Source organism: Burkholderia sp. BCC1993 (assembly GCF_905339865.1).
GTDB lineage: Bacteria > Pseudomonadota > Gammaproteobacteria > Burkholderiales > Burkholderiaceae > Burkholderia.
Genome location: NZ_CAJPGZ010000015.1, coordinates 66,134 through 80,159 on the forward strand (window position 1 = coordinate 66,134; position 14,026 = coordinate 80,159).

15 protein-coding genes are annotated in these 14,026 nt (G+C 68.8%); 9 read left to right on the forward strand and 6 right to left on the reverse strand.

The genetic code is table 11. The features are described from left to right. The first annotated feature begins 3 nt into the window (after positions 1–3). The 6 genes from U4Y91_RS24730 to U4Y91_RS24755 all read left to right on the forward strand — a co-directional run bounded on the left by U4Y91_RS24730 (position 4) and on the right by U4Y91_RS24755 (position 4,828). Positions 4–1,074, forward strand: a complete 1,071-nt coding sequence (locus U4Y91_RS24730) for an ABC transporter permease (RefSeq protein WP_321807278.1) — start codon at positions 4–6, stop codon at positions 1,072–1,074. 66 nt (positions 1,075–1,140) lie between these two features. After that, positions 1,141–2,055, forward strand: a complete 915-nt coding sequence (nikC, locus tag U4Y91_RS24735) for a nickel transporter permease (protein ID WP_321807279.1) — start codon at positions 1,141–1,143, stop codon at positions 2,053–2,055. 1 nt (position 2,056) lies between these two features. After that, on the forward strand, positions 2,057–2,971 hold the full coding sequence (locus tag U4Y91_RS24740) for an ABC transporter ATP-binding protein (RefSeq protein WP_321807280.1): 915 nt from the start codon (positions 2,057–2,059) through the stop codon (positions 2,969–2,971). After that, the gene (locus tag U4Y91_RS24745) at positions 2,968–3,729 is read left to right on the forward strand and encodes an ABC transporter ATP-binding protein (RefSeq protein ID WP_044843242.1); all 762 of its coding nucleotides are present in this window, start codon (positions 2,968–2,970) and stop codon (positions 3,727–3,729) included. Before U4Y91_RS24740 ends, U4Y91_RS24745 begins: the two co-directional genes overlap by 4 nt. Positions 3,730–3,874: 145 nt before the next feature. After that, on the forward strand, positions 3,875–4,129 hold the full coding sequence (locus U4Y91_RS24750) for a GlsB/YeaQ/YmgE family stress response membrane protein (protein WP_044843241.1): 255 nt from the start codon (positions 3,875–3,877) through the stop codon (positions 4,127–4,129). A 363-nt stretch (positions 4,130–4,492) separates the two neighbouring features. Beyond that, the gene (locus U4Y91_RS24755) at positions 4,493–4,828 is read left to right on the forward strand and encodes a type 1 fimbrial protein (RefSeq protein ID WP_321807281.1); all 336 of its coding nucleotides are present in this window, start codon (positions 4,493–4,495) and stop codon (positions 4,826–4,828) included. Positions 4,829–4,859: 31 nt separating this feature from the next. Here U4Y91_RS24755 and U4Y91_RS24760 read toward each other — a convergent pair whose 3' ends face one another. The 3 genes from U4Y91_RS24760 to U4Y91_RS24770 form a co-directional block, all read right to left on the reverse strand. Then, positions 4,860–5,732, reverse strand: a complete 873-nt coding sequence (locus U4Y91_RS24760) for a LysR substrate-binding domain-containing protein (protein WP_321807282.1) — start codon at positions 5,730–5,732, stop codon at positions 4,860–4,862. 147 nt (positions 5,733–5,879) lie between these two features. Beyond that, the gene (gene bla / locus U4Y91_RS24765) at positions 5,880–6,770 is read right to left on the reverse strand and encodes a class A beta-lactamase (protein ID WP_321807283.1); all 891 of its coding nucleotides are present in this window, start codon (positions 6,768–6,770) and stop codon (positions 5,880–5,882) included. 188 nt (positions 6,771–6,958) lie between these two features. Continuing rightward, positions 6,959–7,807 (reverse strand): peptidoglycan DD-metalloendopeptidase family protein, encoded by an 849-nt coding sequence (locus U4Y91_RS24770; protein WP_321807284.1) that lies wholly within the window; start codon positions 7,805–7,807, stop codon positions 6,959–6,961. Between the two features lie 536 nt (positions 7,808–8,343). Here U4Y91_RS24770 and U4Y91_RS24775 point away from each other — a divergent pair. After that, entirely contained in the window at positions 8,344–9,240 is an 897-nt protein-coding gene (locus U4Y91_RS24775) for a LysR family transcriptional regulator (RefSeq protein WP_124488124.1), read from the forward strand. A gap of 51 nt (positions 9,241–9,291) precedes the next feature. Then, positions 9,292–9,678 carry an ester cyclase gene (locus U4Y91_RS24780; RefSeq protein ID WP_321807285.1) on the forward strand — a complete coding sequence of 129 codons (387 nt, stop codon included), beginning with the start codon at positions 9,292–9,294 and terminating at the stop codon, positions 9,676–9,678. Between the two features lie 19 nt (positions 9,679–9,697). Here the strand turns inward: U4Y91_RS24780 and U4Y91_RS24785 are convergent, their stop codons facing one another. After that, a complete protein-coding gene (locus U4Y91_RS24785) occupies positions 9,698–10,438 on the reverse strand; it encodes a sulfite exporter TauE/SafE family protein (RefSeq protein ID WP_321807286.1) in 741 nt (246 codons plus the stop codon). 152 nt (positions 10,439–10,590) lie between these two features. Beyond that, positions 10,591–11,607 (reverse strand): aldo/keto reductase, encoded by a 1,017-nt coding sequence (locus U4Y91_RS24790; protein WP_321807287.1) that lies wholly within the window; start codon positions 11,605–11,607, stop codon positions 10,591–10,593. Positions 11,608–11,747: 140 nt separating this feature from the next. Between U4Y91_RS24790 and U4Y91_RS24795 the strand changes: the two genes are divergently transcribed. After that, the gene (locus U4Y91_RS24795; RefSeq protein WP_321807288.1) at positions 11,748–12,659 is read left to right on the forward strand and encodes a LysR family transcriptional regulator; all 912 of its coding nucleotides are present in this window, start codon (positions 11,748–11,750) and stop codon (positions 12,657–12,659) included. A 51-nt stretch (positions 12,660–12,710) separates the two neighbouring features. Here the strand turns inward: U4Y91_RS24795 and U4Y91_RS24800 are convergent, their stop codons facing one another. Next, complete coding sequence (locus U4Y91_RS24800; RefSeq protein ID WP_321807289.1) at positions 12,711–13,865, reverse strand: porin; 1,155 nt, start codon at positions 13,863–13,865, stop codon at positions 12,711–12,713. Positions 13,866–14,026 lie beyond the last annotated feature (161 nt).

The following is a 14,026-nucleotide window of genomic DNA, read 5'->3' on the forward strand; positions in this document are numbered from 1 at the left end:
CGCATGTCGACTCCCGCCTCCTCCCTCGAAGCACTGCGCACGCTGCCCGCGCGCCGCCCGGCCGTACGCTGGGCGCTGCGCGTGCTGCGCTGGGCGCTCACGCTCGCCGTCACGTTCGCGGGGCTGCTCGCGCTGACGTTCGTGATCGGCCGCAAGGTGCCGATCGATCCCGTGCTCGCGATCCTCGGCGATCGCGCGTCGGCCGAGGCGTACGCGGCCGAGCGCATCGCGCTGGGCCTCGACAAGCCGCTCGTCACGCAGTTCCTGATCTACGCGCGCGACGTGCTGCACGGCGATCTCGGCATGTCGCTGCTGACGTCGAACCCGGTGCTCGACGACATCAGGCGCGTGTTCCCCGCCACGCTCGAACTCGCGACGATCGCGACGCTGATCGGCATCGCGATCGGCGTGCCGCTCGGCGTCGCGGCCGCGGTGAAGCACAACCGGCCGATCGACCACGTCGCGCGCTTCGTCGGCCTGATCGGCAATTCGGTGCCGGTGTTCTGGCTCGGGCTGATGGGGCTGCTGCTGTTCTATGCGCGGCTGCACTGGGTCGGCGGCCCCGGGCGGCTCGATCCGGTGTACGACGGGATGGTCGACACGCGCACGGGCAGCCTGCTGATCGACGCGGCGCTCGCGGGCGAGTGGGACGTGTTCCGCAACGCGGTGTCGCACATCGCGCTGCCGGCCGCGATCCTCGGCTACTACTCGGTCGCGTACCTGAGCCGGATGACGCGCTCGTTCATGCTCGACCAGCTGAGCCAGGAATACATCGTCACCGCGCGCGCGAAGGGCCTGTCCGAGCGCCGCGTGATCTGGCGGCACGCGTTCGGGAACATCGCGGTGCCGCTCCTGACCGTGATCGCGCTCACGTACAGCAACCTGCTCGAAGGCTCGGTGCTGACCGAGATCGTGTTCGCGTGGCCGGGGCTCGGCTCGTACCTGACGGGCGCGCTGCTGAACGCCGACATGAATGCGGTGCTCGGCGCGACGCTCGTGATCGGCGCGATGTTCATCACCGTCAACCTGCTGACCGACGCGCTGTACCGCGTGTTCGATCCGCGTGCGCGCTGAGGGCTGCCGCAACATGACTGCTGCCGCCCTGCTTCCTTTCCCGTCCATGCCGAAGGTGTCCCGATCATGAATGCCGAGCGTCTCACGCTGCGCGCGTGGCTGCTTTCCGATGCGCCCGCGTCGCGCGCGCAGGCCGCGTTCGGCCTCGCGTATCGCCGCTGGCGCCGCTTCGCCGCCAATCCGCTCAACCTGTTCGGGCTCGCGATCCTGGTCGCGCTGATCGTCGTCGCGATCGTCGGCCCGCTGATCATGCCGCACGATCCGCTGCGCCAGGTGCTGTCCGACCGCCTGCTGCCGCCCGGCTCGCCGTCGCACTGGCTCGGCACCGACCAGCTCGGCCGCGACATCCTCTCGCGACTGATCGACGGCTCGCGCCTCACGCTCGGCATCGCGCTACTCGTGGTCGTGATCGTCGTGCCGATCGGCCTCGCGATCGGCACGACGGCCGGCTATTGCGGCGGTTTCGTCGACAGCGTGCTGATGCGCATTACCGACATCGCGCTCGCGTTCCCGAAGATCGTGCTCGCGCTCGCGTTCGCGGCCGCGCTCGGGCCCGGCGTGGTCAACGCGGTCGTCGCGATCTCGATCACCGCGTGGCCCGCCTATGCGCGGCTCGCGCGCGCGGAGACGATCCGCATCGCGCAGGCCGACTACATCCACGCGGCGCGCCTGCAAGGCGCATCAGGCCCGCGGATCCTGCTGCGCTACATCGTGCCGCTGTGCATGTCGTCGGTGATCGTGCGCGCGACGCTCGACATGGCCGGCATCATCCTGACCGTCGCGGGCCTCGGCTTCCTCGGCCTCGGCGCGCAGCCGCCGAGCCCCGAATGGGGCTTCATGGTCGCGTCCGGCCGCAACGTGCTGCTCGATGCGTGGTGGGTCGCAACGCTGCCCGGCGCGGCGATCCTGCTCGTCAGCCTCGCGTTCAACCTGCTCGGCGACGGGCTGCGCGACGTCTTCGATCCGCGTCATGGAGCGTGACATGCCACTGAATTCCGTCAACGCCGCCGCGCCGCTCTGCGAGATCGACGGCCTGAAGATCGGGTTTCGCGGACACGACGGCGTCGTGTCCGACGCGGTGCGCGACCTGTCGCTGACGCTCGCGCCCGGCGAACGGCTCGGCATCGTCGGCGAATCGGGCTCCGGCAAGTCGCTGACGGGCCGCGCGCTGCTCGGCCTGCTGCCCGAAGCTGCGCGCTGGTCGGCCCGCACGATGCGCTTCGCGGGCCACGACCTGCTCGCGATGTCGGCGGGCGAACGCCGGCGCCTGTGCGGCAGCCAGATGGGGATGATCCTGCAGGATCCGAAGTATTCGCTGAACCCGGTGATGACCGTCGCGAAGCAGATGGGCGAAGCATTCCGGCTGCATGAGCCGGGGCTGCGCGGCCGCGCGCTGCGCGAACGGATCGTCGATGCGCTCGCGGCCGTGCAGATCCGCGATCCGGCGCGCGTCGCCGATGCGTATCCGCACGAGCTGTCGGGCGGCATGGGCCAGCGCGTGATGATCGCGATGATGGTGTCGACCGGCCCGCGCCTGTTGATCGCCGACGAACCGACCTCTGCGCTCGACGTCGCGGTATCGATGCAGGTGCTCGCGGTGCTCGACGCAATGATCGCGCGGCACGGCACGGGGCTAATGTTCATCAGCCACGACCTGCCGCTCGTGATGTCGTTCTGCGATCGCGTCGCGGTGATGTATGCGGGCCGCGTCGTCGAAACCTGCGCCGCGCGCGACCTGCGCAATGCCACGCACCCCTACACACGCGGGCTGCTCGCGGCGAACCCGCCGCTCGCGAACCCGCCCGACGAACTGCCGGTGCTGCGGCGCGATCCGGCGTGGCTCGATACCGTTTCGCCTGCAAGCGCCGCGACGGCACAACAGGAGTCCGCCCGATGATCGACGTCGATCACGCCTCGATCCGTTTTCCGACCCGCACGGGCCATGTCGACGCCGTGCGCGATGCGAGCTTCGCGGTGCGCGACGGCGAAGTGTTCGGCCTCGTCGGCGAATCGGGCTCCGGCAAGTCGACGCTGCTGCGTGCGCTGACCGGCCTCGTGCCGCTCGCGGGCGGCAGCCTGTCGATCGACGGCCGGCCCGTCGGCGGCACGCCCGACCGCGCATTCCGCCGCCACGTGCAGATGGTGTTCCAGGATCCGTACGCGTCGCTGCATCCGCGCTTCACGGTCGATCAGACGCTGCGCGAGCCGCTGTCGATCCACAGGATCGACGACGCCGACGCGCGCATCGCCCGCGCGCTGTCCGAAGTCGGGCTCGGCCCGGCGTTCCGCTTCCGCTATCCGCACCAGCTGTCGGGCGGCCAGCGCCAGCGTGTCGCGATCGCGCGCGCGCTGATCGTCGAGCCGCGCGTGCTGCTGCTCGACGAGCCGACCTCCGCGCTCGACGTGTCGGTGCAGGCGGAGATCCTGAACCTGCTGCGCCGCCTGCATCGCGAACGCAACCTGACGATGATCCTCGTCAGCCACAACCTCGCGGTGATCGGCTTCCTGTGCCAGCGCGTCGCAGTGATGCAGCATGGCGAGATCGTCGAACAGCTGCGGATCGAGGACGTGCGCGCCGGGCAGGTCGCACGCGACTACACGCGTACGCTGCTGCGCGCGACCGAAGGCTATCGGCGCCTCGATCCGGTCGCCTGACATGTGCGCGACGCGCGGGCGTGCGATACTCGGCACCCCGTGCGTCGGTGCGCCAGTGCGCCGACGCGCCGCCGAATGGAACCCTCGCGCGCCGCGCGGGTCCATTTCCTTTCGTCAACAGCTCAACAGCTATAGGGAGGCGTTCATGCTGCAATTCATCGAAACCCTGGTGGTCGGGCTCATCGTCGGCCTCCTCGCCCGTGCGCTCAAGCCCGGCGACGACAAGATGGGCATCCTGATGACCATCGTGCTCGGCATCGTCGGCTCGCTCGTCGCGGGCTACGTCGGCCGCGCGGCCGGCTGGTATGCGCCGGGCCAGGGCGCCGGCTGGATCGCGTCGATCATCGGCGCGATCGTGCTGCTCGTGATCGTCGGCGCGGTGCGCAAGCGCGCGGGCTGACCGCCGCATCGCCCGCATCGATGCACAACGGCCGCTCGTTCACACGAGCGGCCGTTTTCTTTTTACACACCTCAATTCGCGCCCCCCTCGAATCGTTGAGTCCTCAACGATTTACCAGCAAACGCCGCATCCATTGATGCCCCTTCCGCAAGCGTACGCCACCGGCAATACCCTGACTTGCGGCCGCGCAAATTTGAGATAAATTGATTAAAGGAATACGGCGTCATTTGCTTATTGCCGTTATTTCCGTCTTTTCATTCAAGAGGTCCGATGGATTTGCCGTTTACGCATACAGCACCGCAGCGTTGACGGACTGCCATTCGAGCGGCCCCGCTGCGACGCGCTTCCTCTCTGGAGCCTGTCATGAAGCATCGCCTGTTTGCCGCCTCGTTTGCGCTGGCTGCCGCGCTTCTGGCCTCGTCCTCGTCATTTGGCGCCGACACGTCCGGCATCATCCACTTCACCGGCATGATCGTCGAGCCGCCGTGCTCGTTCGCGCTCGACACCGCCGACACCGCACATGCGCACGTGCGCCCCGACTGCCCGCGTCCGGTGACCGGACAAGTCGCGTTCGTCGACGCGGCCAGCCTGCGCACGATCAAGACCACGACCTTTACGCAGGCGTCGCGCGCAATCGTTTTACCGGACCGTCCGGGCAACGCGCATGCGCCGATGATCGCCGTCGTCACCTATCAGTAAGCAACACGCGCCGCCGGCGTCGCGTCGCGCGTCAGTCGCGATGGCTGGCGATCCAGTCGCTGAACGCGCGAATCTTCTGCTGGCTGCCGATGCTCTCGGGATAGACGAAGAAATAGCGGGCGCCGGTCTCGAGCACGATGTCGAACGGCCGTTCGAGCCGGCGCACGCTGACGTCGTCGTCGACGAGCGTCACGTCGCCGATCGCGACGCCGAAGCCCTGCATCGCCGCGTTCGTCGCGAGATCGAGCGTGTCGAAGGTCGGGCCGCGCTCCGCGTCGACGGCACGCTCACCCGCGTAATCGAGCCACGCGCGCCAGTCGCGATGGTCGCGCGTCGGATGCAGCAGCGTATGGCGCGCGAGATCGCCGACCGCATCGAGCGGCGTCGCGTGCCGCAGCTCGGGTGCGCACACCGGCGTCAGCCGCTCGTCGAACAGCGGCAGCGCGAACACGCCCGCGCCCGGCGACGTGCCATAGACGACCGCCGCATCGAACGGCTCGGTCGAGAAATCGACGACGTGCTGCCACGCGGTCGTGATCTGCACGTGGAGATCGGGATGCTCGCCCTGGAAGCGCATGATGCGCGGCAGCATCCAGCGCATCACGCAGGTCGGCACCTTCAGCGCGAGATCGGTGCGCTGCCGCGTGAGCTTCATCGAGATGTCCTCGATCCGCGCGAAGCTCTCGTTGACGACCGGCAGCAATTGCTCGCCCTCCGCCGTCAGCGTGAGGCCCTTCGCGTGCCGCTTGAACAACGGAAAGCCGTAGTGCGCCTCGAGTGTCAGGATCTGCCGGCTCACCGCGCCCTGCGTGAGGCACAGCTGCTCGGCCGCGCGCGTGAAGCTGCGGTGGCGAGCCACGGTCGAGAAGATCTGCAGCGCGTGCAGGGGCGGAAGTCGGCGCATGACGAAGCGTGTAAGGCGGGTAAACGGACCGCGGATCGCGGATCGACCGCGCTGAACGACGGCGCGGCAGGACCGCGCGTCGACACCGGCGCGCGCTGATCGACACGATAAGCCAAACGCCGGCTTTACGCGAGGTGCGCCGGGCGCTCAGGTCGTGGGGACAAGCGCACCCGCCGCGATGCGCGCCGCCGACGCGACGACGTCCGCGCGTGCCGCCGCGTCGGCACGCGGCTGCGTGAACGACACGGCCAGCACGATCGGCGCGCGTGACGGCGGCCACAGCACCGCGACGTCGGTCGTCGTGCCGTAGCCGCCGGTGCCGGTTTTGCCGGCAATGCGCCAGCCGGGCGGCACGCCGGCCGCGATCCCGGTCGCGCCGCCGGTCATCCATTCGGTGAGCTGCGCACGCTGCGGCTCGCGCAGCGTGTCGCCGAGCAGCAGCCGCTGCAGCATGTCGACCATCGCCACCGGCGTCGACGTATCGCGCTCGTCGCCGGGCGCGGCCTGGTTCAGTTCGGGTTCCCAGCGGTCGAGCCGGAACGCGGTATCGCCGCTTTCATGCGCGAACGACGTGACGGCCTGCGGGCCGCCGAGCACGCCCATCAACAGGTTCCCCGCGCCCTTGTCGCCCGACTGCAGCAGCGCCGTGCAGAGCTGCGCGATCGTCATCCCCGTATCCACATGGCTTTCCGTCACCGGCGACCCGGCCACGACCTCGTAGCGGCGGTACAGGATGCGGCGCGGCAGCAGCGATGCGTCGAGCGAACCGCGCGCGAGTATCGCGGCGGCGGCGGTGACCGCATAGGTGCCGCACAGCGGAAAGCGCTCGCGCGCGTGATGCGCGATGCGCGTGCCTTTCGATGTATCGAGTGCGGCGACGCCCAGCCGGCCGTTCGACGCTTTTTCGAGCGCGGCGAGTTCGGCCTGGGCGACGTGGGCGCGCCCCTGGTCGGCGACGGGCGCCGACGAGCACGCGGCGACGAACGGCGCGGCGACGGCGGCGAGCAACAGCGAGCGGCGTGTCGGAGAGTGTTCCATGGATGAAGGCTGTTCGGTCGGAAACGGTGGCACGGAGCAACGCACGCGCGCATCGGCGATGCGCGCGTGTTCACGCCGACGGCCGGCTCGCGACGGCTTCGCCGCGCATCCCCGAAGACGTCCGTCGGCCCCGCATGCGGCGGGACTCACATGAACAGACCCTAGCGTAGCAGCGCGCGCGGCCCGCGTCAGCCTTGCGACGAAGGCAGGTACGGCATCGGATTGACGGGCTTGCCGTCGCGCCGCACTTCGAACAGCAGCGCGACCCGCGAGTTGTCGAGGTCGCCCATCTCGGCGATCTCGTCACCCTGGCGCACGATATCGCCGGTCTTCACGAGCAGCTTGCGGTTGTGCGCATAGGCCGTGAGGAAATCGGCGTTGTGCTGAACGATGATCAAGGTGCCGTAATCGTTCAGGCCGCTGCCCGCGTACATCACGCGGCCGTCGGCGGCCGCGCGAACCGGGTCACCCGGCCGGCCGGCGATCTGGATGCCGCGGTTCTGCCCCGGCTTGAATGCATCGACGATCTTGCCCTGCGCGGGCCATTTGAGCGCCACCGCGCCCGCATGCCGCCGGGTTTCCTTCACGACCTGCCGGTCGCTCGCCGTCGACGCGCTCGCCTGCGCGGCGCCCGCCGCATTGTTCGCGGCGGCCGGCACGGCCGCCTGCGCGCTGGCGGGCGCGCCCGGCGCCTGCAACGGCTGCTGCCGGACGATGCGCAGCACCTGCCCCATGCGCAGCCGGCCGCGCCCGTCGAGCTTGTTCCAGGTCCGCAGGTCGGCGACGCTGCAATCGTTGGCGGACGCGATGCCCGACAGCGTGTCACCGCGTTTCACCACGTACTTCTGCGCGACGAGAATGGGCGCCGGCGGCGCCGCGGGCGTGGCCGCCGGCGCGGCGGCGAGCTGGCCCGACGGCGAACCCGCCAGCGTATCGCTCGGCGGGACGGACGGCGTGCTGGCGCAACCGGCCATGACGAGCACCGCGGCCAGGCCGGACAGCCACGCCGACTTGCGGCAAATCTCGCGCTGTTTCATGGACGATCGACTCCGGTTTGACAATCTTTCAAGCATCTCAAAAACGGAACGGCCGACGTGTAACCGGATGCAAACAATGATGACAAACGATCACGAACCGGGCGCCGGCAAACGCTTGTTACCGGGAATACGGTCGGATTCGGAAAAACTTGACGGTATTGGATGGGCGATGCGGAAGAAATTTCGCGATGCGCCGATTATTTCGAACAGCTTTCATTGCGCGCGTGACCGCGCGGGCCAGCCGCTGCGGCCCGCGCCGCCCGCCCGCTCAACGCAGCCAGTCGACCAGCTCCGCGCAGGCCCACGCGATGCCGATGCACAGGAACAGCACGTGCAGCGCGATCTTGAACGACACGCCCCACGACGAATCGACCCGCATGACAGTCTCCCCCGGTTGATATGCGGCCATGATCCGGCATCGATCCCGCCCCGAAAATGCGGAACCGGCGAACGGGGTCTCAGGCCCAGCCTGAGACCGGTGCGGCGGTTCCTGCTAACTTATCGGCCATACCCATCCTTACGCGCCCCCACCGATCATGCGCTTCGACCTGACCGACCTGCGGCTCTTCCTGAACATCTGCGAGGCCGGCACGATCACGGGCGGCGCCGAGCGCACCCACATCACGCTGCAGGCCGCCAGCGAGCGCATCCGCGGGATGGAGGACGAGCTCGGCGTGCCGCTGCTGCACCGGACCAAGTCGGGTGCGCAGGTAACCGACGCCGGCCGCGCGCTCGAGCACCACGCGCGCACGGTGCTGCAGCAGATCGACCACATGCGCGGCGAGTTGCAGCAATACGGCCAGGGGCTGCGCGGGCATATCCGGCTGCTGTGCAACACGGCGTCGCTGAGCGAATACCTGCCCGACGCGCTCGCCGCGTATCTGCCGCTTCATCCGAAACTGTCGATCAGCGTCGAGGAGCGCTCGAGCCAGGAAATCGTGCATGCGATCCGCAACAGGACGGCCGAGGTCGGCATCGTCGCCGATTCGGTCGGGCTCGGCGGGCTCGAACAGAAGCCGTTCAGAGAGGACTGGCTGATCGCGGTCGTGCCGGCCGGTCATCCGCTCGCCGCGCGCGACAAGGTCGCGTTCGACGAGATCGCCGACGCGGACTTCATCGGGCTGACCGACGGCAGCGCGCTGCAGGTCCATCTGGCGGACCAGGCGCGTGCGCTCGGCAAGCGGATCCGCTACCGTGTGCAGCTGAAGAGTTTCGATGCGATCTGCCGCGTGATCGCAAGCGGCGTGGGGATCGGCATCGTGTCGCGCCATGCGGCCGAACGCGCGATGCAGACGATGGACGTGCGGCTCGTCGAGCTGTCCGATGCGTGGAGCCACCGCAAGCTGACGCTCTGCGCGCGCTCGTTCGATGCGCTGCCGAAATACACGCAGGCGTTCGTGTCGTATCTGTCGGGCGACATGCCACCACGCTGAACGTCGCGCGCTCCGCAACAGCCGGGCGATACCCGAGGAGACATCGCAGCCATGACCGGACCCGAACTCGCGATGCACTATCGCGCCTACATCGACTGCCTGAACCGGCAGGACTGGCCGGCGCTCGGCCGGTACGTCGCCGACAACGTGATCCACAACGACCGGCCGCTCGGCCTGGCCGGCTATCGCGCGCTGCTGGAGCAGGATTTCCGCGACATTCCGGATCTCCATTTCGAGGTCCGGCTGCTCGTGAGCGAACCGCCGCGCATCGCATGCCGGCTGCGCTTCGCCTGTGCGCCGAAAGGGACCTTCATGGGGCTCGCCGTCGACGGCACGCGCGTCACGTTCGCCGAGAACGTGTTCTATGAATTTCATGACGGCAGGATCCGGCAGGTCTGGTCGGTGATCGACAAGGCCGCGATCGAAGCGCAGCTGTGACGCTGGCGGCCGTCACGGCTTAGCGCAGCCCCGACACGGCCATATAGGCGCCGAGCGCGATCATCCCGACGAAGAAGCAGCGCTTGAACGCCTTCTCGCTCATCACGCGCCGCGCGTACTGCCCGCCGATCATCCCCGCCAGTGCCGGCACGAGTGCCAGCGCCGATACGCCGAGATCGACCGTCTGCAGCGCGCCCGTCACGCGCAACTGCAGGCCGAGCGCGATCGTCGACGCGGTAAACGACAACCCGAGCGCCTGGATCAGCTCGTCTTTCGACAGGCGCAGCGCCTGCAGATACGGCACGGCCGGCACGACGAACACGCCGGTCGCGGCCGTCACGACACCCGTCAGGTAGCCGACCGCGGCCGACAGCCACTTTTCGTGACGGCCCGGCGCGGGCAGCCGCGCGGCGGCGAGCCCCCAGCCGCCGTACGCGACCAGCACGATGCCGAGTGCCGCGCGGGTCCACGCGCTGCCGGCCGCGAGCGCGGGCAGCCCGCCCGTCAGCGTGCCGAGCGTCAGCGCGGCGAGCAGCGGCCACAAACGCCGCAGCAATGGCCCGAACGACGGGCCGAGCCACAACTGCCACACGTTGGTGATGAACGACGGCACGAGCAGCAGGCTCGCGGCGGCCGACGGCGGCATCGCGAGCGTCAGCAGCCCCATCGCGATCGTCGGCAGCCCGAGGCCGATCATGCCCTTGACCGCGCCGGCGAGCAGAAAGACCAGCACGATGATCGTCAGCGTATGCGTTTGCATGGCGGGTGTTCCGTCCGGTTGAATACGGCGCCGATGGTGAACCACCGTCACGCCGTCGGCCATCTGGCTTTGCCTGAGGCTGGCTCGGGCCCGCCCGGCGGGGCCTTTCACCCCGCCATCCCGTCACCCCGTCGCCCCGCCATGCGCGCCGTTCAGGCGCCGTGCGCCGGCCCCCGTCCCTGCTCGCTGTCGAGGTGCGCCATCTGCGCGGCGGGATAACGCTCGCCGGCAGCCGCCCCGGCGGGAACCGCCGTTTCGATGCGAGCGAGATCATCGACCGTTAGTTGCGATTTGGATGCCTGAAGCGCGTCCTGGAGTTGCGTGCGCTTGCGCGCGCCGATCAGCGGCACGATGTCGTCGCCGCGCGACAGCGCCCACGCGATCGCGATCTGCGCCGGGTTGCTGCCCTTCTCGTCGGCGATCGCGCGCAGCGCGTCGACCAGCGCGAGGTTGTGCGCGAGGTTCTCGCCCTGGAACCGCGGGCTGGCCGCGCGGAAATCGCTCTCGCCCTGCCGCGCCGCGCTCCAACCGCCGCCGAGCAGCCCGCGCGACAGCACGCCGTAGGCCGTCACGCCGATCCCGAGTTCGCGGCACACGGGCAGGATGTCCGTCTCGATCCCGCGCGACAGCAGCGAGTATTCGATCTGCAGGTCGGCGATCGGCGCGACGGCCGCCGCGCGGCGGATCGTATCGGCACCGACCTCCGACAGGCCGATGTGACGCACGTAGCCGGCCTTCACGAGATCGGCGATCGCCCCGACCGTCTCTTCGATCGGCACCGCCGGATCGACGCGCGCCGGCCGGTAGATGTCGATGTGGTCGGTGCCGAGCCGCTTCAGCGAATACGCGACGAAATTACGGATCGCCTGCGGCCGCGCGTCGTAGCCGACGAACGCGCCGGCCGGATCGCGCAGCGCGCCGAACTTCACGCTGATCAGCACCTGGTCGCGCGTGCGGCCGCGCAGCGCGTCGCGGATCAGCATCTCGTTGTCGCCCATCCCGTAGAAGTCGCCCGTATCGAGCAGCGTGATCCCGTTGTCGAGCGCCGCGTGCAGCGTCGCGATGCTTTCGTCGCGATCCGCCGGCCCGTAGAGATCCGACATCCCCATGCAGCCGAGCCCGATCGCCGACACCTGCGGGCCCGTGCGGCCCAGTTGACGCTTGTCCATGTCCGTTTCCTCGCGGTGGTGAGTGAATGAACCGGATTCTGGGCGTAACGCGGCGCGCGATAAACGCGAAACGCCCAACCAAATCATTCGACGCTGATTAACAATGGAGCCTGTCCCGATCCGCCACGTTTCCGCCCCGCATGGACCATCTGCATGCAATGCGCATCTTTGCGCGCGTCGCCCACCTCGGCAGCTTCACGAAAGCCGCCGAGCAGTTGCAATTGCCGCGCCCGACCGTCAGCAATGCCGTTCAGTACCTGGAGAAGCACCTGAAGGTGCGCCTGTTGCAGCGGACGACGCGGCGGGTCGCGCTGACCGCGGAAGGCGCGACCTACTACGAGCGTTGCACGCGGCTGCTGGCCGACCTGGACGACGCCGAGACGCTGTTCGACGAAGCCGGTGCGTCGCCGCGCGGCCTGATCCGCGTCGACCTCCCCGAGCGCTTTGCGCTGAACAAGGTGATTCCGGCGCTGCCGGATTTCCACGCACACTATCCCGACCTGCGCGTCGTGCTGAGCACGACCGACCGCTTCGTCGATCTCGTCGCCGACGGGATCGACTGCGCGGTGCGGGTCGGCATGCTGTCCGACACGTCGCTGGTCGCGCGGCGCGTCGGCGAGATGGCGCAGATCAACTGTGCGTCGCCCGCGTATCTTGCGCGATACGGCACGCCGCGCTCGCCGGACGATCTGCCCGACCACGTCGCGGTCGGCTATTTCTCGAGCCGCACGGGCCGCGAGCTGGACTGGGAATATGCGGACATGGATTCCGGCGCGCTGCAGACCGTGAAGATGCGCAGCGTGGTCGCGGTGAACAGCTCGCACGCGTATCTCGCGTGCTGCCTCGCGGGCCTCGGGCTGATCCAGGCGCCGCGTGACGGGCTCGCGCCGCTGCTGGAAGACGGCTCGCTGGTCGAGGTGCTGCCGGAATGGCATGCGGCGCCGCTGCCGGTGTCGGTCGTGTTTCCGAACGGCCGGCATCTGGCGCCGCGCGTGCGGATCTTCGTCGACTGGCTCGCGCACACGCTCGACGACGCGCACCGGGCGCAATGACGACGGCCGGCACCGGGGCAACCCGCCCCGGGCGCCGGCCGGTCAAGCGCATCAAAACTTGTGGCGGATCGCGGCGCGCACCGCGAACTGGTTCGCCGACGACGACGGACCGTCCGTCCCGACCACGTAGCCGCCGTCTGCCGCGGTGCCCGTCTTGTCGCCGGCGACCTTCTGCCATGCGCCCTGCAGGTAGACGTCGGTGCGCTTGGACAAGCTGTAGTCGGCCATCAGCCCGACGGTGTGGTACTTCGGCTTGAACGAACCGGCCGTGGCGTCGAACTTGCCGTCGGTGTACACGTACTGCGCGCCGAGATAGAAGTCGGGCGTGAGCTGGTACTTGCCGTTGATCTCGAAATTCTGGAACTTGGTGGCCGTGAGCCCGAGGCCGTCGAACGTCGACGCCGGCAGGTAGACGGTCGACACCGGGTTCTTCACGTCGGTCTTCGTATAGACGAAGCCGACCGTCGCCGCACCGAACGTATAGTTGATGCCGCCGCCGAAGATCCGCAGGCGGTCGGCGACGAAGTTCGCGTCGTCGGCCGCGATCGCGCCCGCGCTGCCGACGCCCGGGCTGTTCGCCTGCAGGTACGCGGCCGCGACCTGCAGCCCGGCCAGCGAATACTGCGCGCCGATGCTGTACTGGCGGTTGGTCGAGAAACCCGTGCTGTTGCTGAAGCTGTAGGTGCCGCCGAACGACAGCCCGTTCCAGTCGGGGCTCGCGTACTTGACCGTGTTGTTGACGCGGAACGAGTTGTCCGTGTTGTCGTTGTCGAACGGGTGCGAGAACAGCGTGCCGCCCCAGTTGCCGTTCGCGGTGAGCGGCGCGAGATAGTCGACGACGGCATCGTACTGGCGGCCGAAGGTCAGCGTGCCGAAGCGCGAGGCGCTCAGCCCGACGAACGCCTGGCGGCCGAACATCCGGCCGCCCTGGTTGAGCCGGCCGTTGTTCACGTCGAAGCCGTTTTCCAGCGTGAAGATCGCCTTCAGCCCGCCACCCAGGTCCTCGCTGCCCTTCAGGCCCCAGCGGCTGCCCTGCGCATAGCCGCTCGCCAGCTGGTAATTCGTTTTTCCGACCCCGTTCACGTTCACGTTGTTCGTGTAGTTGAAGCCCTCGTCGATCAGGCCGTACAGCGTCACGCTGTCCTGCGCGAAGGCCGGCGCGGCGAAAGCGGCCAGCGCGGCGGCAAAAATGACGTGCTTCTTCATGACGGATCTCCGGAGCCGGGTGCCGGGCAGGCCATTCGCCCGGCGATTGTTTGGTCTGTTTTATAGAGGTGGCCCGCAGGGCGGACTGCGCGGTGTGCGGCCGCGAGGACAAAATGGTGTCACGTCGCAAACCGCCCGTCCATCGGGGCGTGGGCGCGGCA